The organism is Halorientalis sp. (assembly GCF_028275115.1).
Lineage (GTDB): Archaea > Halobacteriota > Halobacteria > Halobacteriales > Haloarculaceae > Halorientalis.
The window spans coordinates 41,792-66,943 of the sequence record NZ_JAQCNH010000005.1; the positions used below are offsets into that span (position 1 = coordinate 41,792).

Annotated in this window: 24 protein-coding genes, 1 tRNA gene and 2 pseudogenes; 13 read left to right on the forward strand and 14 right to left on the reverse strand. The window is 66.3% G+C overall.

The features are described 5' to 3' along the window. Positions 1-113: 113 nt before the first annotated feature. Positions 114-823 (forward strand): annotated as a pseudogene (locus Q0964_RS18265) (GIY-YIG domain-containing protein). 246 nt (positions 824-1,069) lie between these two features. Here Q0964_RS18265 and Q0964_RS00925 read toward each other — a convergent pair. Further along, positions 1,070-1,142: transfer RNA gene (locus Q0964_RS00925), tRNA-Pro, on the reverse strand. Between the two features lie 88 nt (positions 1,143-1,230). On the opposite strand from Q0964_RS00925, the gene Q0964_RS00930 reads away from it, so the two are divergent. Beyond that, positions 1,231-1,635 carry a DUF7522 family protein gene (locus Q0964_RS00930; protein WP_299262435.1) on the forward strand — a complete coding sequence of 135 codons (405 nt, stop codon included), beginning with the start codon at positions 1,231-1,233 and terminating at the stop codon, positions 1,633-1,635. A gap of 113 nt (positions 1,636-1,748) precedes the next feature. Here the strand turns inward: Q0964_RS00930 and Q0964_RS00935 are convergent, their stop codons facing one another. The 6 genes from Q0964_RS00935 to Q0964_RS00960 all read right to left on the reverse strand — a co-directional run bounded on the left by Q0964_RS00935 (position 1,749) and on the right by Q0964_RS00960 (position 9,958). Next, complete coding sequence (locus Q0964_RS00935) at positions 1,749-3,842, reverse strand: hypothetical protein (protein ID WP_299262438.1); 2,094 nt, start codon at positions 3,840-3,842, stop codon at positions 1,749-1,751. Positions 3,843-3,907: 65 nt separating this feature from the next. Then, entirely contained in the window at positions 3,908-5,950 is a 2,043-nt protein-coding gene (locus tag Q0964_RS00940) for a DEAD/DEAH box helicase (protein WP_299262441.1), read from the reverse strand. A 246-nt stretch (positions 5,951-6,196) separates the two neighbouring features. Further along, a complete protein-coding gene (locus tag Q0964_RS00945; RefSeq protein ID WP_299262444.1) occupies positions 6,197-6,571 on the reverse strand; it encodes a cupin domain-containing protein in 375 nt (124 codons plus the stop codon). Positions 6,572-6,620: 49 nt separating this feature from the next. Then, a complete protein-coding gene (locus Q0964_RS00950; RefSeq protein WP_414652124.1) occupies positions 6,621-7,178 on the reverse strand; it encodes a metal-dependent hydrolase in 558 nt (185 codons plus the stop codon). A gap of 39 nt (positions 7,179-7,217) precedes the next feature. Then, positions 7,218-7,982, reverse strand: a complete 765-nt coding sequence (locus Q0964_RS00955) for a CDP-alcohol phosphatidyltransferase family protein (protein ID WP_299262450.1) — start codon at positions 7,980-7,982, stop codon at positions 7,218-7,220. Next, on the reverse strand, positions 7,979-9,958 hold the full coding sequence (locus Q0964_RS00960) for an aldo/keto reductase (protein ID WP_299262452.1): 1,980 nt from the start codon (positions 9,956-9,958) through the stop codon (positions 7,979-7,981). The genes Q0964_RS00955 and Q0964_RS00960 overlap by 4 nt, the downstream gene beginning before the upstream one ends. A gap of 82 nt (positions 9,959-10,040) precedes the next feature. On the opposite strand from Q0964_RS00960, the gene Q0964_RS00965 reads away from it, so the two are divergent. The 7 genes from Q0964_RS00965 (at position 10,041) to Q0964_RS00995 (ending at position 15,885) form a co-directional block, all read left to right on the forward strand. After that, complete coding sequence (locus Q0964_RS00965; protein ID WP_299262455.1) at positions 10,041-10,409, forward strand: DUF7475 family protein; 369 nt, start codon at positions 10,041-10,043, stop codon at positions 10,407-10,409. Positions 10,410-10,416: 7 nt separating this feature from the next. After that, positions 10,417-11,316, forward strand: coding sequence for an alkaline phosphatase family protein (locus Q0964_RS00970; RefSeq protein ID WP_299262457.1), 900 nt, complete (start codon positions 10,417-10,419; stop codon positions 11,314-11,316). Positions 11,317-11,501: 185 nt separating this feature from the next. After that, complete coding sequence (locus Q0964_RS00975) at positions 11,502-12,506, forward strand: zinc-dependent alcohol dehydrogenase (RefSeq protein ID WP_299262460.1); 1,005 nt, start codon at positions 11,502-11,504, stop codon at positions 12,504-12,506. A 145-nt stretch (positions 12,507-12,651) separates the two neighbouring features. Next, on the forward strand, positions 12,652-13,044 hold the full coding sequence (locus tag Q0964_RS00980) for a 6-pyruvoyl trahydropterin synthase family protein (protein WP_299262462.1): 393 nt from the start codon (positions 12,652-12,654) through the stop codon (positions 13,042-13,044). Then, positions 13,029-14,099, forward strand: a complete 1,071-nt coding sequence (locus Q0964_RS00985) for a glycosyltransferase family 4 protein (protein WP_299262465.1) — start codon at positions 13,029-13,031, stop codon at positions 14,097-14,099. The genes Q0964_RS00980 and Q0964_RS00985 overlap by 16 nt, the downstream gene beginning before the upstream one ends. Next, positions 14,096-15,016, forward strand: coding sequence for a hypothetical protein (locus tag Q0964_RS00990; protein WP_299262468.1), 921 nt, complete (start codon positions 14,096-14,098; stop codon positions 15,014-15,016). Before Q0964_RS00985 ends, Q0964_RS00990 begins: the two co-directional genes overlap by 4 nt. Positions 15,017-15,096: 80 nt before the next feature. Further along, positions 15,097-15,885, forward strand: a complete 789-nt coding sequence (locus Q0964_RS00995; RefSeq protein WP_299262471.1) for a GTP cyclohydrolase III — start codon at positions 15,097-15,099, stop codon at positions 15,883-15,885. Here the strand turns inward: Q0964_RS00995 and Q0964_RS01000 are convergent. Both Q0964_RS01000 and Q0964_RS01005 read right to left on the reverse strand, forming a co-directional pair. Then, positions 15,882-16,613 carry a competence/damage-inducible protein A gene (locus tag Q0964_RS01000; protein WP_299262474.1) on the reverse strand — a complete coding sequence of 244 codons (732 nt, stop codon included), beginning with the start codon at positions 16,611-16,613 and terminating at the stop codon, positions 15,882-15,884. The two genes, Q0964_RS00995 and Q0964_RS01000, sit on opposite strands and share 4 nt — an antisense overlap. A gap of 48 nt (positions 16,614-16,661) precedes the next feature. Then, on the reverse strand, positions 16,662-17,102 hold the full coding sequence (locus tag Q0964_RS01005; RefSeq protein WP_299262477.1) for a hypothetical protein: 441 nt from the start codon (positions 17,100-17,102) through the stop codon (positions 16,662-16,664). 310 nt (positions 17,103-17,412) lie between these two features. On the opposite strand from Q0964_RS01005, the gene Q0964_RS01010 reads away from it, so the two are divergent. From Q0964_RS01010 to Q0964_RS01020, 3 genes are read left to right on the forward strand one after another with little or no spacing between them, the layout of a single operon-like run. Continuing rightward, positions 17,413-18,072 (forward strand): LolA family protein, encoded by a 660-nt coding sequence (locus Q0964_RS01010; RefSeq protein WP_299262479.1) that lies wholly within the window; start codon positions 17,413-17,415, stop codon positions 18,070-18,072. Beyond that, positions 18,069-18,956: a S49 family peptidase gene (locus Q0964_RS01015; RefSeq protein WP_299262480.1), complete on the forward strand. Its 888-nt coding sequence runs from the start codon at positions 18,069-18,071 to the stop codon at positions 18,954-18,956. The genes Q0964_RS01010 and Q0964_RS01015 overlap by 4 nt, the downstream gene beginning before the upstream one ends. Then, positions 18,943-20,010 carry a motility-associated ABC transporter substrate-binding family protein gene (locus Q0964_RS01020; RefSeq protein ID WP_299262482.1) on the forward strand — a complete coding sequence of 356 codons (1,068 nt, stop codon included), beginning with the start codon at positions 18,943-18,945 and terminating at the stop codon, positions 20,008-20,010. The genes Q0964_RS01015 and Q0964_RS01020 overlap by 14 nt, the downstream gene beginning before the upstream one ends. A gap of 9 nt (positions 20,011-20,019) precedes the next feature. On the opposite strand, the gene Q0964_RS01025 is transcribed toward Q0964_RS01020, so the two are convergent. The 4 genes from Q0964_RS01025 to Q0964_RS01040 form a co-directional block, all read right to left on the reverse strand. Beyond that, positions 20,020-20,238 carry a hypothetical protein gene (locus Q0964_RS01025; RefSeq protein ID WP_299262484.1) on the reverse strand — a complete coding sequence of 73 codons (219 nt, stop codon included), beginning with the start codon at positions 20,236-20,238 and terminating at the stop codon, positions 20,020-20,022. Positions 20,239-20,319: 81 nt separating this feature from the next. Beyond that, positions 20,320-21,003: an HNH endonuclease gene (locus Q0964_RS01030; RefSeq protein WP_299262487.1), complete on the reverse strand. Its 684-nt coding sequence runs from the start codon at positions 21,001-21,003 to the stop codon at positions 20,320-20,322. A gap of 478 nt (positions 21,004-21,481) precedes the next feature. Continuing rightward, positions 21,482-22,147 carry a 2-phosphosulfolactate phosphatase gene (locus tag Q0964_RS01035; RefSeq protein ID WP_299262490.1) on the reverse strand — a complete coding sequence of 222 codons (666 nt, stop codon included), beginning with the start codon at positions 22,145-22,147 and terminating at the stop codon, positions 21,482-21,484. Then, entirely contained in the window at positions 22,148-23,206 is a 1,059-nt protein-coding gene (locus Q0964_RS01040; protein WP_299262492.1) for a phosphotransferase family protein, read from the reverse strand. It abuts the gene before it with no gap. Positions 23,207-23,329: 123 nt separating this feature from the next. Between Q0964_RS01040 and Q0964_RS01045 the strand changes: the two are divergent. Further along, a pseudogene (locus Q0964_RS01045) lies at positions 23,330-24,463 on the forward strand (acyl-CoA dehydrogenase family protein); the annotation flags it as partial. Here Q0964_RS01045 and Q0964_RS01050 read toward each other — a convergent pair. Then, positions 24,448-25,152 (reverse strand): transposase (locus Q0964_RS01050; protein ID WP_349254414.1); only part of this gene is annotated, 705 nt, incomplete at its 5' end. The pseudogene Q0964_RS01045 and the gene Q0964_RS01050 sit on opposite strands and share 16 nt — an antisense overlap.

Genomic DNA, 25,152 nt, shown 5'->3' on the forward strand with positions numbered 1-25,152 from the left:
TGAGTAAAGCCCGGCGGCAGGAGTAGACCTCTGTACCTCGGGAGAGGTCATCATACGGCTACTGGCGTCCAGTATCCCGGAGAGTCTTATTTTACCGGGACGAACGGTCGGTGATGGCACGGGAGAACGACCTCAACCGTCTATATGACCTCCTGACTGAACTCGAAGACCGTGTCGACGGGAAACAACGGCTCGGTGACTGTACCGGATATATGGACTGGCCCGAGCGTGGCGTCTATTTCGTCTTCTCACACGACGAGCGAAGAGATAGAGATAACAACACCGTCTAACACGGATCGGCACACACGCCGTCTCCACCGGCTCAGGAACGTCGCTATGGAACAGACTCCGGACTCACCGAGGAGCGAACAGCGGGACGTATGGAGGCGGCGGCAACCACCGAGGTTCGGTTTTTTGGAAGCGCGTCGGGGAGTCGCTTCTCGAACGCCACGACCTCCACGACGAGTATCCTCACTGGGGAGAAGGGTCGAGTGCCGACCGCGACCGACGACTCTCCGAGCACGACCATGAACAACGAGTAAGTGACTATATCCGGGACCTCCCGTTTCTGTGGATCGACGTGGACGACGAACCCGGCCCGGATAGCGACCGAGCGTACATCGAACGGAACGCTCTCGCTCTCGTCAGCAACTTCCAGAGGGAGTCGCTCGACTCCCGACACGACGGCTGGTTAGGTAGACACAGTCCGAGAAAGGAGATACGAGATTCCGGGCTGTGGAATATCAACCACGTCGAGGAAACATACGACCCCGCGTTTCTCGATAGAGTCGCTGAAGCCGTCGAGGATACGACGCCTGTGTAGCCGCTATCTCTTACGACGTTTTCGGACCTGATATAGCAGTAACTACCTCGGTTTGTCGGTTCAAGTTGGGGATCGCGTCCCGAGAAGGCGACTTCAAACGACTACACAGGCGCTTGTCTCTCGTGAAGCCCACTACGGCGGAGGGGTGCGACCGTACCGTGGTTGGAATCTACGGTCGAGAACACACGACACGATATAGAAAGGACGCACCGCTATCGTGCGAATCTTGACCAATCAAGAAGGAAGTGGGACCGCCCGGATTTGAACCGGGGTCACGGGCACCCAAGGCCCGAAGTATACCAGGCTAACCCACGGTCCCGTAAGTAAAAATCCTGCCCGGTCAAAAGTAAGCGTTTCGTTGCGAGAGTGGCCTGAACGTTGTTATTATCGAACACGTATCGGTAGGTATGAACACCGAGGACAGAGCGTCGCTGGTGGACTACGACACGGAGGCGGCGCTGGAGGCAGCGACCGACCGGGCAGGGGAGTCGTTGCTCGTCTGTGCGGAGTACACGCCCGAGGATTTCCGGGTAGTGTATCTCTCGGATCGACTCCAGGCCGAGTACGGCGGACTCGAGGAGGTCGTGGAGGCGGGCGAACTGTTTCACAAATACGGTCAGCTGGATTTCGTGGCCGAGGATCAGTTCGCGGAGTTCTACCCGACACTGTCGGAGACGCAGGCGTTCGTCACGTACACGGACTACGCCATCATCGGGCGAGTCGTGGGAGAGACTGAGGGATTCTATTTTTCGGTCGAGGGCGGGACGCGGGTCACACCGCTGGTGGACGCGGTGACCGAACTCCTCCGCTAAGCGCCGAGCCAGTGGGCGACACCGAGGGCAGTGGCAGTGGCCACGGCGACGGTGCGGTGGAGAGGTGTGCCGACGCAGGTACAACGAGTAAAAGGGGGGCCTAGCCCGGCCGCTCACGCACTCAGTCGGTCGCGGATAGCCGCGTATGTCGCGGCAAACGAGTCGTCGTCACGGACGCAGCCAACTGCGACCCCGATCGGGTCTAACCGTGCGACGCCGTTCGCGCCTTCGACGACGAACTGCAGTCCGTCGTCTGTCCGTTCCCACTCGCCGCCGGCGGTCCCCTCGATCACCAGCGCGAAGTAGCCGCCGACCTCGGTCACGCGGTCGAGCTGGAACTGCGAGTCCGGATCGTCGAGTTCGAAGTCCCCGAACGTCGCCGGGTCGTACTCCTCGGTGACGAGTCGGTCGAGTCGCGAGAGGGAGTCCGGCGAGAAATCCAGGTCGTATCCCGGGTAGGTCGCAGCGAACGCCTCGGCGTTGTCGTGGAGATCGTCCGGCGTCGGGAGCGTCGGCCCCGACTCGGCCGGTCCGCTGTCACTGATTTCCGCGGCGAGCGCCTCCCGTTTGGCGGCCTCGTCGTTTAGCTCCGGTTCGTTGGCTCTCCGGTTGGTCGTCCCGGTTTCGGAGTCGCCGTCACCGGCGTCTGCGTCGCGTCCGGGCGATTGTGCCTTCGTCGTCGCTGCAGTGTCGATTTCGGCGCCAGATTCGGTCGGCGTCGTCGCAGGCGTCGCGTCGTCGTCCCGGTCGGCGCGGTCGACCAGCCCTGCCGCGACCGTTTCCTCGATCGCGGTTTCGAGAGGGGACTTTCCTTCCGGATCGACGGTCGGCCCGGTATCGGTGTCACCGCCGGCGTCGGTGTCGGCAGGCCTCCCGGACTCGGCTTTTGGTCTTTCGCGGGAATCGGCTCTCGGAGACGGGTCCGACTCGGCAGTCGTGTCGTCCTCGGCACCGTCGGTGGTGTCGGTCGTCTCGTCGGTCGGCGGTGATGTCGCGTCGTCGTCCGCCCCGTCGACGACCGACGCGGCCAGCGGGTCTGTGTCGTCGGTCGGCTCCGTACTCGTCTCGGCGGTTCCGGTCACCGTGCCGCGGCTCGTCGGCCGGGTTCCGGTTTCGGCGTCTGCCGCCGGCTCCGCGGTGCTCGGGTCGTCGGTGGACTCGGTGTCGGCACCGGAGTCGACGGAATCGGTGGCGGTGTCGGGTTTCACTGCGGTCAGGTCCTCGTCTTCCCGGTTCGTGGCGGCTGGCGTTCCGGTGGCTGGCGTCACGCCTGCGGTCGTCGCCACCGCGGGGACTTCGAGGTTCGCGCGGTCGGTGATGTCGTTGAACCGTGTGGCGAACACCGACGGTCCGGACAGCGAGTTCGCAGCGACTGAAAAGACCGGGACGGGAACTGGCGGCGCGTCGGTGGCGCCGTCGACGGCAACGGCGATGTCGTCGTCCCGACGGGTCCACTTGGCGTCGAGGCTCCGGACCAGGACCTCGCCGTAGTAGCTGCCGAGTTGTTTGACCAGTTCCGTGTACATTCCGGAGTCCATGTCCGACCCGCCGAGTTCGGTGTCGCGGAAGCGGTCCTCGTCCCACTCGTCGTCGGCGAGTTCGTCCAGGCGGGCGAGCGAGCGGGGCGAGAAGTTCAGGTCGTAGCCGTTCCAGAAGTCGGCCAGTTCCTCGGCGCGGGCCGCCATATCGCTCGTGTCCACGGGGGCCGGTCCGCTGTCGCTGGGGTCGTCATCGTCCGCTGTGAACCGGTCGGCGACTTCGCCGAAGACCGGTTCCTCTGCGAAGGAGTGGCCGGCAATCTCGAACACGTCGACGGTCGCGGGGTCGCCCTCGTACTCCAGCGAGACGGCCCACCGCTCGTCACCCTCTACCCACTCGCCGTCGCGCTGGCGAGCGAGCACCTCGCCGAGGTAGCTGCCGGCCTGTATGGTGTAGCGAGTGTGCAGGTTGGCGACAGCATCGTCACCCTCGTTGTGCATCACGTCGAGTTTCGCACCCTGTTTGTCGGCGAAGTCGTCGAGTCTGGAGAGCGAGTCAAGCGAGTAGTCCAGTTCGTGTGCGTCCCAATCGGCGACGGCGTCGGCGGCTTTGTTCCGGAACGTCGTCGGCGTGGGGTCCCGGCGCCCGGGCACGGCCGCGTCGGTGTCGTCGTCCGTCGGTTCGTCGTCCCCCGAGACGAGCCCACGGACCGAGTCGAAAAGCCCCATACTGCGGTGTGCGGTCGCGGCGTGAATATGTGTTACGGGCGTCGAACAGGTCCGCCGGCGGACGGCTATCGGTCTTCGTCGCGCAACTCCAGGTCCGCGACGATTTCGGCCGGGTCTCTCCCCTTCCGGACCCCGTTGAGCATCAGGAAGGCCTGGTCGGGCGCGAGGAAGTGCCGGGTCACCGCCCGTCCCAGCGGCGTCGGGTCCAGACCGTCGATGAACTCGTATTCGAGCAGTTTCCCGAGGGCGTGTTTGGTCGGCACCTCCCCCACCATCCGGTCGTTGAGCCGCTTGGCTCGCTTCCCGGCGACGGTGACGTTCGCCAGCGTCTCTTCGACGGCCGCCGCCTCGTCGTAGCGGGTGACGACGGCCTCCATCTCACCTTTCAGCAGCGTGAACGCCACCTCGTCCTCCGTCATCTCCATGCTGTTGTGATAGACGCCGTCGGGTTCGACCAGCATGTACACCGTCCCCTCGTCGTGGTAGTCCGGCCGGCCGGCCCGGCCGAGCATCTGCTCGAACTCCTGGACGGTGAGCCACTCGATTCCCATCGCCAGCGAGTCGAAGATCACCTGTGAGGCCGGAAAGTCCACCCCCGCTGCCAGCGCCGCCGTCGTCACGACCGCCGCCAGGTCCTGGTCGGCGAACTGTCCTTCGACCGCCTTGCGGCGCTTGTAGTCCAGCCCCGCGTGGTACGGCGCGGAGTCGTACTGCAGTTTGCGGGAGATCTCGTGACACCGCCGTCGGGAGTTGGTGAAGACGATCGTCTGCCCGCGATACCCCTTCGAGGACTCCTGGTCGAACGCCCGCTTGACCAGTTTGTCCTCCACGTCGAGCTTCTCGCGCCCGTCCGCGAAGGTCAGGTGGCGCTCGATGGGGACCGGTCGCTCCTCAAACTCGATCAGTTGGGCGCGGAGCCGCTCGGCCAACTGCCCTGGGTTCCCGACCGTCGCCGAGAGGTAGATGTACTGGGTGTCGGCGCGGCTCTGATGGGTTTCAGTGTAGTGTTTGAGCCGCGAAATCAGCCCGTCGAGGCGGTGGCCCCGTTCCTCCTCGCCGAGGGTATGTACCTCGTCGATGACGACGGTACCGATGTCGCCGAGGTCCTTCCCGGTCCGGAGCGCGTGGTCGATTCCCTCGTACGTGCCGACGATGATGTCGGCGTCCGGCGAGAAGCGGTTGCCGTCGTCGTTGATGCGGCTGGCGCCGACGCGGATCGTCACGTCCGCGATGTCGCCGTACCGCTCCTGGAAGGACTCGTGTTTCTGGTTGGCCAGCGCCACCAGCGGTACGAGAAACAACATCTTGCCGCTGCCGTTGAGGACACGATTCAGGCCGGCCATCTCGCCAATCAGGGTTTTGCCGGTTGCGGTGGCGCTCACCACGAGCTGGTCGCGTCCGTTCAGTGCGTCGTTCTCGACGGCGAGGCTCTGAACGGGGAGCAGTTCCTCGAACCGACCCTCGAGTTTCGATTGGATGCCCGGGTGCAGCGACAGCGAGTCGACCGGAACGGGCTCTACGTCGTCGAGCGTCGCGCTAATCTCGTCGAACTTGGTCAGGTCGGGGTCGAGTCGTCCCTCCAGCAGATTGGTGATGCGGCCGAGGTCCTGCACGTCGAGCAGGAGTTCTTCGAGGCGCCCACGGGCGCTCGCACTCATCGAGCCCTGCATCGTCACCTGCCGGTCGAGTTCCGCTTTGGCACAGTCCGGACAGATGAACTCGTCGTCGGTCTCGATGGCCGTTTCACTCGTGATGGGGGAGTAACGGCCGTCGCGGGCACAGAGCCGACAGGTTCGGACGACCTTCGCGTCCAGTTGATAGCCGTCGAGCATCGCTAGGAGGCGTTGCCGGCCGGCATGAGAGGTCTGCTGTGAGATGCGGATGCGAGAGGCACGTCGAGCGATGTCGACGAACTCGTCGGGACTGCGCGGTTCTTCACTGGTTCCCTCTTTGATCCGGAACCGACCCGGGCGCGGACCGGCGTCGGTCTCTTTGAGTTCGAGGATAGCCTGGAACAGTCGCTTGCCGTCCCGTTCGACGACCGCCCGGTAGTCGTCGCCGTCCTCGTGGAGGAACAGCGTATCGACCTGCGCGACCTGCCGTGACACGTCTCCGTGTAGACGGTGCGAATATTTGAGTCCACCCGTTCGACGGCGATAGCACGATATGACTCCACATACCAGTGTCGAACGTGCCATCACAGCGGACGACCGACGTGGCGAAAGCGGGACCTGCTGACGCCCTCGTCACAACGTGGCGCACACGCTGTCGGGCTATTCGGTACCCTCGACGCGGCCCTCGGTTTCGCGCGGGCCGCGCTGTTTCTCGGACCCAGCCCGGGCCCCCTCGACTGGTCACTCCACCAGTTCGATCTCGTCGTCGCCGTTGGGCACCGCACAGACGAACGCACCCGTCTCGTCGCCGTCGTTGTGATACCAGTGGACGGCACCGGCGGGGATGAACAGCGAGTCGCCAGCGGTGACGGTGTATTCTTCCTCCTCGATGCCCACCGTATACTCCCCCTGCAGGACGTACTGTTCGTGTTCGACCTCGTTCGTGTGTTCCGGTATTTCGCCGCCGGGCGCGATGGTGAACCGGCGGATGGCGAAGGTCGGTGCGCCGTCGCTCGCGTCGATCAGGACGCCTTTCTCGACGCCCTCGGCCGCGTCGACGGTTTCGTAGTCGGCCTCGTCGGCCGAGCGAATCACGGCGTCATCGCTGTCGTGCATGGTCGGCGGTACGGCCGCGACTCTGAAATCGCCACTGGTGCCGGCGTCCTCACTCCACGATGGGGGCGAAGTACTTCGGGAGCCGTTTGCGCAGGGCGGCGTAGACGCCGGCACCGGCGACGAGCGAGAGCGTCAGCCAGCGGATCGGCCCGACGAAGACGAAGACAACCGGGAGCGCGAACGCGGCGGTGACGAGGAAGTCACGCGGCGCGCCGTCGTAGGGCACGACGTACCGTGCGCGGAGCCACCGGCCGGTGGCGTGACAGTAGACGGCGTTCGGGTTCGTCCGCTCCCAAGGACGCAGTTCCTCCCCGGCACCGAGCGCGTCGCTCGCGGAGTGGACTGCCGCCGCGAGAAATCCGACGGCGGCCGCGACCGAGAGCGGCGTCGGTGCGGCCAGCGCGACGCCCGCGGCGAGGGCCGCTGGAAGAAACAGCAGTGCGGGCGCGTGGAGTGTTCGGCGGTGCTGTCCGACGAACAGGTCCACGTCGGGCGCGGCACCGCCGACCGCGCCACCGACCGCGGCGGCGGTCCCCAGCGACGGCTCGACGGTCGCGACGGCGGCTCCGAGCGCGAGTCCGACCGTGACGTGGGTTGGTGCCATCATCTCTGTGCGGTTCGGGCTGGGGTTGGAGCGGCACGGGTATCACTGTTCTGTCGGTCGCGGCAGGTAGCCGGTCATAAGCAGGTAGTCCCGCGCAAAAAGCGCCAACGACGGGACCAGCAGGACGGCTGCCGGGGCCGCGAGCGGCCCGCTCGGCACAACCGGGACCAGCGCGACGGTGACGAACACCATGTGGACACCCGACAGTTGCCGGCGACGGTCGCTCGGCGGCAGTTCGTGGACGGGTCGGTCGCGACAGCGCTGGAGTCCGCGCCCGGCCTTGAACAGATACCGGGCCGCCGACAGCGACAGGTACCAGATCGGGAGCTGTCCCCAGACGACGGCGACGACCGGCGCGACCAGGAAGCCGACCGTGTCGAACGCCATGTCGAGCCGTTCGCCGAGACGTGTTCCCCCGCCCGTTCGGCGGGCAATCCGGCCGTCGAACCAGTCGAGGGCGACGCCAGTCCCGTAACAGAGTCCGGGGAGCCAGGCGACCACTGTCGTCGGCGGGAGGACGACGAACCCGGCAACGGCGGCGTAGAGCCACCCCCGGACCAACGTCACGGCGTCGGCGACCCGCATCGCCGCCCCTGCGGTCGGGAGCAGATTGCGGCGCGAGTGGTAGAACCAGGCCTCGAAGCCGACGATCGGACCGGCGACGAGCGCCCAGGCGATTGCCGACCCGAAGTCGACGAGCCGTTCGAGGACGGCCGCACCGGCGGCCATCATCAAGACGCTCCCCCCGCCCAGGAACAGCCATCGCCTGTGTCGCCGGCCAAAGCGCGCGCGCTCGGTCCCGCTCATCGCTCGAACTCCGGGTCTTCGAGGGTAGCGATGCGGTCGCGCGCCGCCGCGTCGAGTCGGTCACCGGCCGCCGCCAGGTTCGCGACGACGTGGGTCTCGTCGTTGCTCGACGGAATCGGCACCACTCCCTCGGTTGCGTTCCAGGTGAGGACGACCTCGGCCGGCGAGCGTCCCCGTTCGGCCGCGATTTCTTCGAGGACCGGTTCATCGAGTAGTCCGGGGGCCGAGAGCGGGGAGTGGGCGATCACGCGGATGCCTCGCTCGTGGCAGAACTCGACCAGTTCCGTGCGCGGCCGGTACGGGTGGCGCTCCACCTGCACGACCGCCGGTTGCACCGACCCCGCCGACAGCACCGTCTCGACCTGCTCGCGGGTAACGTTACAGAGGCCGAGCGTCCGCGCCCACCCCCGCTCGTGTATCGTCTCCAGATTGGCCCACGACTCGGCGAGCGATCGGTCGACGGTCTCGATCTCGCCCGTCTCGTCCTCCGGGAAGGCGACCGCTTCCTGCTCGGCGACCGGTCGCTCCGCGAGCCGCTCCAGCGGTCCCTGGTACGCCCACGAGTCGGGCCAGTGCAGGGCGTAGCAGTCGAACGCCTCGATGCCGAGTTCGGCACGACTCCCGGCACACGCCTCGGCGACGTGGCCGTGGTTCGTGTTCCAGACTTTCCCGAACAAAAAGAGCGCGTCCCGGTCCGGCGTCCCGGGGGCTGCGAGCAGGTCGCCGATGCGGTGTTCGTTGCCGTACAGTTCCGCGGTGTCCAGCAGGCGGTAGCCGGCGTCGAGCGCCGTCGCGATGGCGTCGACTCGGTCGACGTACTCGTCGCCGCCGCGGTAGCGTGAACAACCGAACCCGATCGGCGGGAGCCGAAGCGAGCCGGTGGACGAGTCCGCAGCCGTCCCGGAGGCGTTCTGTCGCGGCCGGACGACCGGTCGCGCAGGCCGGGCTGGCGTCACGTCCGAATCGGCGACTGAGGCGGACCCCTCGTCGGCGGCCGCTCGCTCGATGGCTCCACAGATCGCGACGACGTGCGCGCCGCGGCGGGCGGTGTCGCAGGGCCGTCGCCCGTCGGCCACCGCGGCCGCGAGTCGCTCGACGCCGTCGAGATAGGTCCCGGCACGGGTCGGCTGTTGCGGTGGCAGAGGGGTGTACTCGCGGCCCTGGCGGCCGAAAAAGACGGCATCAACGTCGGCGTCGAGTGCGCCGGCGTCCCGGAGCCGCAGGGAGCCGTCGTCGCCGTGGAGTTCGACGCCGTAGAACTCCCGGCTCCGGTGGGGCGCGTAGAAGCTCGCGGTCAGGCGGACGACCGGGCCGGACGCGAACTCAAGCGTCGCCTCGACGTGTGTCGGTGCGTCGGGGGTCGCTGACTCGCGGGCCGGCCACACGTCCAGCGCGTCGGCGGCCCGGACCCGCTCGACGGGGCCGAACAGTGCGACGAGGACGGTGAGCGGGTAGACCGACCCGTCGTACAGCGGCCCGACCGAGAGGAATCCGGCGGGGCTGTCGTGCCACTCCGTGACCCGGCCAACGTGGGCGTATGCGTAGCCCAGGCCGACCCGGCCGAGTCGGCCGTCGGCGACGGCACGGCCGGCGAGTCGCTGTGCCGGACACCGGGGTGCGACCGGCGCACAACCCAGCGCGCGGTCGCGCTCGGCGGCCATCTCCAGCAGGTCGCGAGCAGTCTCGGCGTCGAGTGCGAGGGGTTTCTCACTGTAGACGTGGCGGTCGGCGGCGAGCGAGCGCCGCGTCACGGTGGCGTGGGCGCTGTGGCTCGTGAGGTTCACCACGACTGGGGCGTCGACGGCGGCGAGTGCGTCGTCGAGGGCGGTGAACGCGGCCGCGTCGTGGCTAGCAGCCAGTTGCTCGGCGCGACCGGCATTCGTGTCACAGACCCCTGCGAGTGAGAGCGGGCTATCGGCGAGCTCGGCCGCGTACTGCTCGGCGACGGCTCCCGCGCCCACGAACAGGCAGTTCACATGTATAAACAGTGATTGAACATAATAAACCCGTCCCCGGGTCGCAGCCAAGGTTGAAGCCGCTCGGGACTACAGTATAGATATGGGAGAAACGGCCACAGGTGGACGTACAATCGACACGGCATCGCTGTCGCCGCTGCACTGGGCGGCGTTCGGTCTCGCGGCGGTCACTGGTGTCCTCCACATCTGGCTCGGGGTGCAGTTCATCTCGTCGTCGTTAGGCATCAGCTTCCTACTGGCCGGCGTGGGATTCCTCGGAGGCACGGCACTGGTGGCGATTGACTACCGTCGACGCTTCGTCTACGCCGTTGGCGTCCCCTTCACCGCCGTCCAGATCGTCGCCTGGTACCTGGTGAACGCGCCCGACTTCTCACCTGTCGGCTATCTCGACAAAGCCGTGCAGACCGCCTTCATCGTCGTGTTATTCGTGCTGTACCGGCGGGAGGGGTAGACAGCCGATGCTCGCCGACGACGCGGGTCGCGGACCGCTCCGGCGGTCGGTCCTCCGGGCCGTTCAGGCGGTCGGTCGCCGGGTCGACTACGGCACGTCGGTCTACGAACGCGAGTGGGACCTGCTGATCGTCCTCGACGGGTGTCGGCCCGACGCGTTGTCCGCCGTCGGTTCGGCGTTCGAGTTCGTCGACGCTGTCGACCGGCTCCGGTCGGTCGGGAGCTGTTCCTCGGAGTGGCTGACCCGAACGTTCGGCCCGGAGCGCGCCGAGGCGGTCGCCGAGACGGTCATGGTGACGGGCAACACCTGGACCGATCGGTACCTCGACGCCGACGCCTTCGCCGTGCTCGACGAAGTCTGGAAGTACGCCTGGGACGACCAGCTCGGGACGGTCCCGGCGCAGGCGATCACCGACCGCGCCGTGGCGCTGGCCCGAGACAGAGACCCCGAACGCCTCGTCGTCCACTACATGCAGCCCCACCACCCGTTCGTCCCCGACCCGCTGGCGGAGGACGACGGGATGGCCCGGAGCGGGGCGCGGAGCAGCAACGCGAACCCGTGGGTGGCGCTTCGGCGCGGCGACGTGTCGGTCGAACGTGTCCGGGCAGCGTACGAGGCGAACCTCCGGTACGCCCTCGAGTCGGTCTCTGTCGTCCTCGACAACGTCGCGGCCGACCGCGTGGCCATCACCGCCGACCACGCCAACCTCTTCGGGGAGTGGGGGCTGTACGGCCACCCCATGCACACGCCGGTACCGGCGCTGCTGGCCGTCCCGTGGGTCGAGACCGAGGGACGGGACCACGGGACGCACGACCCAGCGTGCACCCCGCCTGAGCCGTTACCGGTGGGTCGGGTCTACGGGGACGGCGACGAGACCGACCGGCTCGACGCGTTAGGATATCGCTGATATCGCGTGCGCGCGGCTCAGCGTCGTCCTGGATTTCCGGCGTCGTCCTGGATTTCCGGCACACACAGTTTTTATCTGCTACAGTACTTGGACATGGCATGGCGATCCAGGCTGCGTCGACGTTGCAGACCGAGTTTGCGAATCGGATCAACGACCGTCGCTGCCGAGTCCGAGCGTGATTGACTGTGGATACACGCTCGCTGTACTTCACTGGACCACGTGAGGTGACGGTTCGCGAACGCCCGGTCCCGGACCCCGGGCCCGAGCAGGTCCGGGTCAAGACCGAACGCTCGGCTATCAGCCCCGGAACGGAGCTGTTGCTCTACCGGGACGAAGTCCCGGCCGACATCGACATCGACGAGACCATCGACGCACTCGACGGGACGCTCTCGTACCCGCTGCAGTACGGCTACGCGGCCGTCGGCCGCGTAAGCGAGACCGGCACCAGCGTTGACGACGACTGGGAGGGCCGACGCGTGTTCGCGTTTCACCCCCACGAGAGTCACTTCCTCGCGTCGCCGTCGGAACTGATTCCGATCGACCAGCCCGCCAAGCGGGCGACACTGCTCGCCAACGCCGAGGCCGCGGTCAACTTCGTGATGGACGGCCGCCCGCGGGTCGGTGACCGGGTCGTCGTGTTCGGGCAGGGGGTCGTCGGCCTGCTGACGACCGCCATCCTCGCGGAGTTCCCACTCGGCGAACTGGTGGCTGTCGACCCGTACGAACGACGGCGAGAGGTGTCGAAGCAACTCGGTGCGGACGCTGCCGTGCCCGACGCCGCGGCGCTCGAGTCGGCAGTGGCGACGGAGTACGTCGACGGTGCGGACGTGACCTTCGAGGTGTCGGGCAACCCGGACGCGCTCGACGACGCCATCGACGCGACGGGCTACGCCGGGCAGGTAATCGTCGGCTCGTGGTACGGCAACAAGCCGGCGACCCTCCACCTCGGCGGAGAGTTCCATCGTAGTCACGTCCGGGTCCGGAGCAGCCAGGTCAGCCGTATCGACCCGGATCACACCGGTCGCTGGGACAAAGAGCGGCGGCTCTCGCTTGTCCGTGACCTGCTAGCCGACGTCGACGTGTCGGCGCTGGTCAGCCACGAGTTCCCGGTCGAGCGGGCCAACGACGCCTACGAACTGCTCGACAACGCACCCGAACAGACGCTGGGTGTCGTGTTGACCTACGAGTGACGGGAGATGTACGCAGCCCCGAACGGGCGAACAAGGAGCACCGGCGACTCGCGAACCGCCGGACGGGCGAACGCTCCGGGGCACGACTCCGGTGTCCCCGCGCCGGTAGCGGGAGACTTAGGTGGCGACAGTTCGTGGTACCGGTATGTACACAGTCACGGTGCTGGAATCGTTCGTCGCACAGCACTTTCTCACTGTACCGAACCCAGGCCCAGAGGGGGAACCACACACTCACCACTACGAGGTCGAACTCACGTTCAGGGGGCCGGAGCTAAACGAGTTCGACTACCTCGTCGACATCGACGACGTGGAGGCGGCGATGGACCGACTCCACAGTCGCTACGCCGACACGATGCTCAACGACCTGCCGGAGTTCGAGGACCACAACCCGAGCGTCGAGCGGTTCGCAGAGGTGGTCTGGGAGCGTGTCACGGACGAGGTAACGGACGAGACGGTCACAGAACTGGCGGTGACCATCTGGGAAGACGAGCAGGCCCACGCGGCGTACGAGGCGTCGGTCCCATGCGCGTCGGCCTAACTCTGTACGGGAGCCTCGATGGACAGTCGGGCGGGTTCCGGTACGACCGGCGGCTCGTCGAAGGTCTCCGGGATGCCGGCGACACCGTCGACGTGATCGAACTCCCGCGACGGAAGTACGCGCGCGGCCTGCTCGACAATCTCTCGCCGTCGCTGCAGGACCGTCTCGCCGTCGACGTGGACGTGATGCTACAGGACGAACTCGCCCACCCGTCGCTCGTTCGGGCGAACCGGGACCTGCCGTACCCGGTCGTCAGCGTCGTCCACCACCTGCGGGCCAGCGAAGAGCGCCACCTCGCCGGTCTGTACCGCGCCGTCGAGCGTCGCTACCTCGGCGGCGTCGACGCCGCCGTCTGCAACAGCACCGCGACCCAGGCGTCCGTGACCGCGACCGGTGGCCCGCCATCGGCCCGGACGGTCGTCGCTCCGCCTGCCGGCGACCGATTCGACCCCGATATCGACGCCGAGACGATCGCATCGCGGGCTCGCGACGGCCCGCTCAGGATTGCCTTCGTGGGAAACATCGAGCCACGGAAGGGTCTGGACACGCTGGTCGACGGGCTGGCAGCGGTAGACGAGTCCTGGGAGTTGACAGTGGTCGGGCGGGCAGAGAATCCCTCCTACGTCCGGACCGTCGAGAACCGAATCGCTAGCAGCGGAGCGGGCAACCGCATCGACCTGCGCGGGCGACTCGCCGACGACGACCTCGCGGCCGTCCTCCGTGACAGTCACGTTCTGGCGATTCCCGCCCGCCACGAAGGGTTCGGTATCGCCTATCTGGAGGGGATGAGCTTCGGCCTGCCGGCGGTCGCGTCGGCCGCGGGCGGGGCGGTGGACTTGGTGACGCCAGGCGAGACGGGGGCGCTGGTCGAGCCCGACGACCCGGCTGCCGTGACACGAGCCCTCGGCGCGCTCGCCCGGGACCGCGACCGGCTGGCGCGGATGGGACAGGCGGCGCGTGAGCGATACGACTCCCATCCCGATTGGCCCGAGACCACCGCGCGAGTCCGGGCGTTTCTGGCGAACGTGGCCGGCGACGGGGGGGCCGTCGGATGACGGCCGACGACTTCCAGCGGTACCTCGACGCGAAGCGGTCCGTCGACGACAGGAGTCTGGACCGGCGGCTCTGGCGGCAACTCGGGACGGCGCTCTCGACGGCGGCCGACGACGAGGGACCGTTCCGGCTGCTGGAGGTCGGCGCCGGGGTCGGAACGATGGTCGAGCGGGCCGTCGAGTGGGACCTTCTTCCCGAGGGCCAGGACGTGGTGTACACCGCGGTGGATGTCCAGACCGAAAACACCGACGCGATTCCCGACCGCCTCGCGGACTGGGCCGACGGCCGCTCCGTCGAGACCACGGAACGGGCCGGTGGGGTCGACCTCGTCTGGCCGGAGCGGACCGTGGCCGTGGAACCCGTGACGACCGACGCGACGGGGTTCGTCGCCGGCACCGACCGGTCCTGGGACCTGCTGGTCGGGATGGCCGTCCTCGACGTGATCGGGCTGGACGAACTGCCGACGCTGCTGTCCGGGCTCGCGCCCGGCGGGCACTGGTATTTTCCGATCACCTTCGACGGCGGGACGCGGTTCACGCCGGACCACCCGGCCGACGACGCCGTCGAGCGCGAGTACCACGGCCACATGGACACAAAGGAGGGCGGAGACAGCCGCGCGGGCCAGCACGCACTGGCGCGGCTCCGGGAGACCGACGAGGCGACGGTCTCTGGCGTCGCGGGGTCTGACTGGGTCGTCTACCCGGACGGGAGCGGATACCCCGGCGACGAGGCGTACTTCCTGCGGTACGTGCTGGGAACCGTCGAGGAGGCGCTCGGCGAGGTAGACAGGGGCGCGGACCTCGACGACGACAGCCTCGACGACTGGCTTCGGACGCGCCGCGAGCAGGTCGCGTCCGGGGAGCTAGTGTACGTGACGCACCAACTCGACCTGCTCGGGAGGTGGGCGGGCAGTGGGTGACGCGACCGGCGCTCGGAGTTTTCGGCCGTACCAGCCGTCTTCCAAAGAACAATACTGCTCTGTCACGAACAGCATGTGTCGTGACAAATACGCAGGTTACGCTGATCCAGATCGACAACTACGGGCCCTGGACAGTCACGCCGACACCGCGCCGGGAAGTTGATCTTCAAACAATGCAATCGCGGCTGTATGCCGACGTGTCACAGCTCGTCGGCAATCGTCAGGGATACGCATTCTTCGGCCGGTTCGACAACATGGTCGCCGTGACCAACGGGCTCGGCGTCGAAGACATCGCACTGGTACAGGAGTCCATCGGCAACCGATATCCGGTCACCGCGAGCGTGAGCGTCGCGGTGGACGCGTCGCCGGTCGCCGCACTCGGCCGTGCCTCGGACCGTCTCCAGGAGGCAGGCAGTGCACAGGACGAAACCCGCAGCGAGATACTCCGCGGCGAGACACTGGCCGAGGCCGAGCGCACGCCAGACGACGTGCAGATCGCCCACTTCGACGTGAACGACGCCACCGGCAAGTACACGGACAAACTCAACGAGTTCGACACGTTCATTCGGATCGAACAGGGGTACGCAGAGTTGATGCGGTACATGCGACAGGCACACGAGTCGCTGTCGTTTTTCGTCGGGGGCGACAACGTCATCGCGGTCTGTGCCGACCTCAACGCCGAGGACTATCAAGACGCGATCGACCACGTCAACGAGGCCGTCGACGTCGACCTCAAGGTTGGTGTCGGACAATCGGGCGTCGCCCAGGCCGCCGGAATGGCCGCCAAGCACGCACTGGAGGAGTGTCGGGAGGAAGAATCACCGGTCGAATTCGCCGAACCGCCGCGGGTGGCTGTCGACGACGATTAACCGTCGTCGGCGGGCTCGTCGTTCGCGTCGACTTCTGCGGCCAGCCACGCCGCCGCGGTGTCTACCTGGTCGGGGTCGTCACCGGTCACCTTGAGCCGGTTGTGTCCCGCGTCCCGGTCGGGGTAACAGCCGATGGTTACGTCGAACTTCGCGCCCGCGTCGGTCAGCGCGTCCACGAGATTAGCTTCCGGCTTTTCGGTGTAGAGGAACCGCGAGACGGCGTCGCCCTCGAACTCGTCTTCGACGGTCTCGAACATCGTCTTCATCTCGTCGGGGATACCCGGGAGAACGTACACGTTCTCGACCACACAACCGGGGGCCAGTCCCGCGCGGTTGAGCAGGGGGCGACTCCCGGCAGGGACCGTCGCCTCGGCCTCTGCGTCGACTTCGAGGTCGGGATACTCGCCGGCGATGGCTTCGAGCGTCTCCTCGACGTCGGCCAGCGCCAGGTCGTCCACCGCGAGGTCGCGGTCGAAGGCGTCGGCGACAGCCGCCATCGTCACGTCGTCGGGCGTTCCACCGAGCCCGCCGGTGACGAGGACGGCGTCGTAGGCCTCGTTGTAGGCCCGTACTCGTTCGGCGATCTCCGCACGCTCGTCGGGCACGACCAGCACGCGCCGGACCGACACTCCTCGCTCGGCGAGCCTGGCGGCCAGCCACGAGGCGTTCGTATTCACCGTGTCCCCCGCGAGCAACTCGTCTCCAACCGTGACCAGTGCGACCTGCACGCGTGGGTAGAAGAGCCCAGGCGCAAAAGGGCTGACGGGGACAGCCCGCTAAGGCAGAATCTTGCCGATCATCGGGACGAGCCTATCGTTCACCAGTGACCCCTGTCGTTCGATAGCCGTCGCCGAGAGCGACCCGAACAGCCGGACGGACTGTGTGGCTGCGAACAACGGGAGCGAGGCCAGCGACGCCGCGGGCACGTCGTTGCGCGCGTGGCCAAGCGGCTGGTAATGTGGGTTGACACGGTCGAGCGACACCGACCACCGGTCCCGGAACTCCTTGATCTGGAGGTGCTCGCCTGGGTTGTCCTCGCGGTGGACCCTGATCGCACCGCCGTGGATCGACCACGGGAAGTTCGACGGCCGGAGTTCGACCGACTCGGGCAGGCCCGGTTCGACTGTCTTGGAGACGACGACGCGGTTCTCGTGCCCCACCTGTCGTGCACGGGCCAGCGCCTCCGCCCACCCAGTTGCCTCGTAACGTTCCACCATGTGAGAGGCTTGTCACGAGCAAAGTAAAGCGCTCCGACACCGATCCGGACCGGCCCGTCGGCCCGGTCCCCGGATTCACCGGCCTGCCCGGGCCGCCGTCTTTGAGACGAACTGAGACACTCGCTGCTCGCTCCACTCTCGGTGCTGTCTGTGGCGGCAATGTGGATTACCGCGACCAGCACCGGACCGCGGAATCGGCGCGGACCGGCTGCCTGCGGCCGGAGAAGAATATAAATCTTTGGCTGGTATGCCGGCTCAGAAACCCTTCGCGGGGGGACATGTGGGTCGTGTGTGTAGACAGGGACGAAACATGGTATCAGTACTGCGGAGCAGAAACCGACGACGCATGTTAGCTGGCGTCGTCGGCCTCGTATTCGTGACGGCTGGCTGTCTCGGGGCGCCCGGGACAGAGGTCGACGATGCTGACGCCGTCGCAGAGCAGGTCGAATCGCGATACGAACGTCTTGAGGGATTCCAGGCGACGATGGTCCAGCGGGTCGCGGTCGACAACGAGACCGAAACCACGCGAGCGACCGTCGCCTTCGAGAAAGGTGAGTCCCTCCGCGTCGCCTACGAGACCGGGCCGAAGGCCGGCGAGGTCACCGTGGTCGAGAACCCCTCGGCGAAACTGTTCTCGGGTGAGCGTGCCGACGCCGACGCCGAACCTGCCGCGCTCTACGGCACGGTCGCCGCCGACTTCGTGCGCGACAACGACGTCGTCTTCGAGGGCACCGAGCAACTCGACGGCCGCCCAACGGCGGTCTTCTCGGTCACCCCACCGGACGACGCCACCACGACCCGGCCGGAGCGCCGCATCTGGGTCGATGTGGAACAGGTCGTTCCTCGCCGCATCGAGTCGACGTGGACCGAAGGCGGACAGCAGGTGAACGAGACGATTCGGTTCGAGAACGTCTCGCTCGGAGTCCCCGCGACCGACACCGTCACGACCACAGGAGGTGCGACGACATGAGTCGTAACCCCGGCCTCCTCGACCGGTTCGGCGGTCCGGTCGTCGTGTTCGGCGTCGTCGGCCTGCTCGTCGGCGCCGCGCTCGTTCCGTACGCTTGGGGCGCATCGACGAGTCCCGACGGCACCGTCGCCGTCGTCGAGGTGCACGGAACGATCAACAGCGACACCGCCGCGGCGGCGGTGGACGACCTGCGCGAAGCCAGGCAGAACGAATCCATCCAGGCTGTCGTAGTGGACGTCAACAGCCGCGGCGGCCTAGCGTCGGTCAGCGAACAGCTGTATCTGGCGGTGAAACAGACCAGCGAGCAGATGCCGGTGACGGTCGCCGTCACCGGGTCGGCGCTCTCGGGCGGGTACTACGCGAGCGCGGCAGCCGACGAGATATACGTCACTCCGGCCAGTACCGTCGGCAGCATCGGTGTCCGCGGAGTCATTCCCCCTGCAGGCCCGTCGGACAATCAGATCGTGACCGGTCCCGACAAGGTGACGACCGCGACGCAGGCCGAGGCGCGACAGCGCGTCGAGGCACTCCGGCGCGCCTTCGTCGGGAGCGTCGACGATGAACGCAATCTCAGCATCTCGACGTCGGAGCTATCCTACGCCAAAGTGTACTCCGGCACCGAAGGAATCGAGATCGGACTGGCGGACGAAGTCGGTGGCCTCGACGCCGCCGTCAGCGCGGCCGCGACGGAGGCCGGACTCTCGGACTACGAAACCGTCCGGATGGAGTCACCGACGCCGAGTCCACTGAGTCAGATCGGCTTGAACGCCTCCGGTGACGCAACTATCGACATCGACACCACTCAGTACTTTATGATACACGGCCAGTTGGACGTCTCCGGCACTGCGGACAGAACCGAGGTGAGAACGAATGGCACTAACTGATCTCCTGAAGGGTATCGGCGTGTTCGCGGTCGTCGTCGTGGTCGTCGTGGCCGCCACGGCCGCTGCCGGCACACTCCTGTCCGGTTCGTCGACCGACGGCAGCGTCGACGGTCCGGCGTACGACGACCAGTTACTTCCGGCGGCTGTCGAAGACGGGGGCACCGTCGGCGTACCCGACGGTGACACGACGAAGACCGTCGTCATCGACAAGAGCCACGGTAACGCGCTCGGCGAGAGCGAAATGCAGCCGTTCGTGGACGCTCTGGTTCGTGACGGCCACGACGTGCAGTTCTACACCGGTGGCTCCGGCAACGGCTTTTCCGCCGGCGTCTCCGGTGGCTCCTCGGGCTTGAACGCGACGCTTCGCTCGGCCGACGCCTTCGTCGTCGCTAACCCCGCCAGCAGCTACACGACCGAGGAGATCAACGGGATAGACGCCTTCGCCGAGGGCGGCGGCCGCGTCCTCCTGCTCGCGGACCCGGTCGACCCGTCGACCGGCGGCCAGTCCATCGGAATCCCCAATCCTCTCGGTACGAACACCGGCAACACCGTCACGCCCGGCCAGCCGACCAACCTCGCCGCGAACTTCGGCGTCTCCTTCGGCGCCGGCTACCTGTTCGACATGACGGACAACGCCAACAACTTCCAGCGGGTCTACGCACAGCCCAGCGGCGGCTCGCTCACCGAGGGCGTCGACCGACTCGTCTTCGAGGACGCGACGCCGCTGGCGACGAGCGCGGCCGGCACACCGGTCGCCGAGAGCCAGGACGTCATGCTCTCCTCGACCCGCCGCGGTGCTACCTACACGGTGGCCGCCAGGACCGGTAACGTCGTTACCGTCGGCGACACGAACTTCCTCGAACCGTCGAGCGCCACCGTCGCCGACAACGAGGCCTTCCTCACCAACCTCGCCGAGTTCCTCGTCAACGGCGACAAGGAACCAGGCGTCCCGGAGCCCGCGGGTCCGTCGACCGGCGCCGGCTCCGGCGGATTCGGCGGCCCGACTCAGCCCGGCACCCCGCCCGCGATTCCGGGCAACGGGACCAGCCCGTAGCCCGACCAGTCACTCGCCGGCCGCCGTCTCGACGCGAATCTCGGCTCGGTCGAGCAACGCCTCGCTCAGCCCGCTCTTTCTGTGTTCGACCAACAGATGACGATACACCTCGGCTTCCGTCCCCGCCCTGCCGTCACAGACCGGGCACCGGAATCGAAGGTCGCTATCCGCGTCGGTCGCCACCCCGGCATCCGGTTCGAGCCCTAGATCGAGCAACTGTGTGCTCATATGAATCCGGCTACGGAAAGCACGCACAAGGTCGCTTCTAGGAGCCGTCCCCTCCCCTCAGTGAGATATATAGCACGAGGGTCACTGCACCGTACTCTCGGGCCGCTGTGCCCGCCGACTCCCGCTCTCGACGCGCCCCGCACCCTCCGGGAGGGCCACGTGTGGACCGTACTTCGTCCCCGCCGGCACGTACGACAACAACCGCGCCTTCGGCATCACGCCGAAGTCGGCCTTCCGGTGGCAGTCGATACACAGCGACACGACGTTCTCTTCGTAGTGCGCGTCCGCTTTCGTGAAGCCACGTGCCGCCGCGAACACCCGCACGGGGACGATGTGATGCACGTCCGGGTTCCGCCCGATCTCTTCCTTCGACTTTCCGCAGTGTGTGCACTCGTAGCCGTCCCGTTCCAGCGCGAGTTTCCTGATTCGGTTCCAGCCTTTCCCGTAGTTGCCAGTGTCGCCCCCTTCCCAGTTGGGGTGACCCTCGCCGGTGAACGACTCGGAGAGCCACTCGTACTGGCACTCGTCGCTACAGAACGTGGCCTCGCCGTTGATGTTCCACGGGCGACGCTCGACCGTCTCGCCACACGTCTCGCAGTCGAGTTCGCGCTTGCCACCGGACCAGCGAGGATTCCGTTCGCCCTCGATATCTCGTTTGTGCCGCCATTGCTCTGATTCGACACAGTCAGAACAGTACAACCCCTTCTTATCGGATGGATAGTACTCGAATGACCTGCCACAGATCTCGCACGTGGTCTCGGTCATCCCTCCGTCGTAGTTCGGATTGTTCTCACCTTCGTAGGAAACCGCTTCGTCACGGCAGGTCTCGGAACAGTATCTCCTCTCGTGTTTACAGTGGAACGCCGTTCCACACTGGGCACATTCCCGATTCGGCAACTTCTCGTCGTGGGTATGGCTGTGATGGACTGCAAGTCCACGGCGACTGTCGAAACCCTCCCCACACGTCGGACATTCTTCTTCCGGCATACTCTGTTCGTTCGCAGTGACAGGATTTCATTCCAAGCCACCCGCGGTGAAAGTGAAAATGGAAAGCCGGGTGCTGACCAGCCATTTGTAATGAAAGATAAGTTAGGTCCGGGCGTGGGAATCGAACCCACTTCGTATCCGCCACAGGGATACAGGATACCAGTACCCCAGCCCGGACACGCACTCAATGGTAGGCCGCCTGCACCTAAAATACGTTACGACTCCCGGAACGCCCTGCAACGGTGTGACAGGGCAGTCACTCCCGGACGAACTGACCGTCCCGGAGCGTCGGCACGACCGAACTCGTGTCGAACGCACAGAGGTCCTCGACTTCGTTCTCGAAACCCAGGCTCTGGAGCCACTCGGCGGTGCCGCTCTCGCGGACCTGGGCGGCGAGGTCGTCGGGCGTGAAGTTCGCCGCCTCGTCGATGTAGTGACGGCGGATCAACTCGACGCCAGCGGAGTCCTCGGGCGTGCGGTCGCCCTGGCGGCCGGCGGCGACCAGCCAGACGTCACGGTCGCGCTCCCGAAGCTGGTCGGCGACGGCCGCGGCGTTGACCGTACTGCCGACCAGCACGTCGGCGTCGTCGCCGATTCGGTGGACGGCGCGGGTTCCGTTGGAGGTAAGAATGCCCACCGGGCGGTCGGTGAACTCCTGTGCGGCGATCAGCGAAGGGAGCGGCGAGCAGTCGAAGCCGTCGACGGGCTGGCCACCCTGCTCGCCGACGAGAACGGCGTCGTCGGTGTCGGTTTTGAACGTCCGGGCGGCGTCGGGGTCGGCGAACGGTCGGACGTAGCGGGCACCTTCCTCCAGTAGGCGGACGATACTGGTCGAGGAGATGAGTACGTCGACGACGACGAAGGTCGCGTCGGGCGCGGGCTCGGGCACGTTTTCGAGGCGGTCGACGGTAGAGACGGACATCTACAGGGGGCGTTCGCCGTCGATAATCTCGATGGCGTGGTCGGCCATCGTCGGGACACCGTCTTCCATCATCTGGTAGAGCGTGTTGTCGGAGTTGCCCATCAGGTAACGGGCGAAGAACATCTCGCCCAGCGCGGCCATCTTGTAGACGGCGAGGACGCGGTAGAACCGCTGGTTCTCGACGGTGACACCCGTCTGGTCCTCGTAGCGTGTAACCAGTTCGCCGCGGGTGAGGTAGTCCTTGCCGGCGGTGAATGAGGGAGCCATGGTTTGCATCAGCGGCGTCAGGTCGTCCTCGGGGTCGGGCCAAAAAAAGAGTAGCCACCCCAGGTCACAGAGCGGGTCTCCCAGGGTGCTCATCTCCCAGTCGAGAACGCCGCCGATCTCGGGTGGTGTGCCCGGCGCGAAGATCACGTTGTCGAGTTTGTAGTCGCCGTGGACCAGCGCGTGGGCGGACTCGTCGGGAACGTTCTCGTCGAGCCAGTCGCCGATACGGTGGATTGCGGGAACTTCGCGTTCCGCAGTGGTCTCCTCGAAGGCCCACTCGAACTGCTCTGTCCAGCGGTCGACCTGGCGCTGAGCGAACCCTTCCGGGGTGCCGAAGTCGTCGAGACCGACGGCGTCGACGTCGACAGTGTGGATGGCCGCGAGGGTATCGACCATCTCCTCGCCGACCTGTCGTCGCGAGTCGGGGGCCGAAAAACGGTCGAGTTCGACGAACCGCATCACGTCACCCGCGAGTCGGTCCATGACGTAGAACGGACAGCCCATCACCTCGGTGTCCTCGCTCGCCGCGACGGTCGTCGGAACGGGTACGTCCGTATCCTGCAGGGCGTGGACGACCTCGTACTCCCGCATGACGTCGTGGGCGGTGTCGGCAGTCTCGCCCGGCGGCGGCCGGCGGATGACGACGTCGCGGTCGTCCCACGTGACGAACAGCGTCTCGTTGGAGAAGCCCTGATCGTGTCGTTCGATCTCGAGAGCGTCGGTTTCGCCGAGTCGCTCCGCGAGGAACGGACGGAGGCGGTCGCGGTCGACGAGGTCGGCTTTGTCTGGCATTGCCTCGGGATTGCGCGGTCTGTAATAAATGCGTTGTCATCCCCCCGGCAGTAGCCGAGGGGGTTATAAAATCCTCCTATGTGGGGGAATAAAGCTAATATTTGGGTTTCGTACTATTAATTCGTGGATCTTACCTACCAGGATTCCGGCCGGGCGCGTAAGGTAGCCGAGCGAACACGTGCGTTCGTCGACGAGGAAGTGTTGCCCAGAGAGCGGGAATTGCTGGGCCAGCGCGACGCGGCGAGCGACGCCGACCGCCAGCGAGAAGGGCGCGAACTGGTCGAAGAGTTGCGAGCGGTCGCCCGCGACCGGGACGTGTTCGGGCCACAGATTCCCGAGGAGTACGGGGGGCTCGGCATGGAGTTCGCGGATTTGCTCCCGGTGTTCGAGCAGGCCGGCCGGTCGATCTTCGCGATGGGTGCGATGCACGTCGCCGCTCCGGACGAGGGCAACATGGAGATCCTCGAAGAGGCGGGCACCGAGGCACAGAAAGAGACGTACCTTCGGCCGCTGGTGAACGGCGAGGTCACCTCTGGCTTCTCGATGACCGAGCCGATGGACGGCTGTGGAAGCGACGCCAAACAGATCAACACGACCGCGGAGAAAGACGGTGACGAGTGGGTCATCGACGGTCATAAGTGGTGGACGAGCTTCGGCCACGGAGGTGCACCCGATTTCCTGATCGTTGTCGCCCGCACTAACGAGGACGCCCACCCCTACGTCGGGACCTCGGCGTTCATCGTGGACGCCGACGCCGACGGCGTCGAGTTCGTCCGTGACATTCCCCACATGGGCGAGTCCGGCATGGGCCACGCCGAAATCGTCTACGACGGTGTCCGGGTGCCAGAGGAAAGTATGCTAGGTCCGAAAGATGGCGGTCTCGCCGTCGCGCAACAACGGCTCGGGAAGGCCCGTCTGACCCACTGTATGCGCTTTATGGGAATGGCCGACCGGTCGCTAGACATCGCCAAGGCGTACATGGACGAGCGGTCGGCCTACGGCGACAAACTGAGCCAGAAGCAGTCCCTCCGGTTCGACATTTCGGAGGGTCACATGCGCCTGCACGCCGCCCGGGCGATGGTACGTCACGCCGCCCGGACCATCCAAGAGACCGGCAGCGCCGACCTCGAGGTCTCGATGTCGAAGGTGTTCGCCGCCCGCACAGTACAGGACATCGTCGACACCTGCGTGCAGGTGTGTGGCGGGAACGGAATCGGCAAAGACCTCCCACTGGCGGACTTCTACGAGAACGTCCGCTGTTTCCGCATCGTCGATGGGGCCGACGAGGCCCACATGCGTTCCATCGCCAAGCACGCTTTCGACGACGAGGAGATCAAGCCCGAAGAGGTCGAGTACGTCACCAGATTCGGGGACCCCCGGCGGTGAGCGCGCTCGGCGTGCCCACACATCGGACACTGTTGAGTAGTCTCGTACGGGTCAATCCAGCCAGTCGAGATTCCCGCAAAAGCGGCTTTATAAGACGTGTAGTATTGGAGGGCGCGGGATGGGAGGTGGTGCAAGCGTCGGTTCATCCGTGTGCCATAGTCGGTACTGTCGCGCATCTCTTTGAGGGCTTCAAAGACGATGCACGACTTCTCGAACTGCTGGCTCCACTCCACGATGTGACGGCTCACTTTGTGGAGTCGGTCACGGACGAACCGTTCTTCGCGCCCCTCCAACGTGTCATGAATGCTCTCTTTGCCCGCGTTCTGAACGCGCTTTCGCATCGTGAAGTAGCGATGGCGCTCGAACTTGATTTCGGGGAACTCGATGACCAACGTGTCTTCGATGCCAGTCTCGGAGCGCGCGGTGAGCGCCACGTTGTCCTCGGTCACGTCCACGCCGACGACCGTTCGTGAGTCCTGCTTGTCTCGAACGGTCCGCTCGGTGTTGGTAACGTTGACGTGCAACTCGGGGTTGTCGTTGTGGACAGGGCTTCCGCCGTC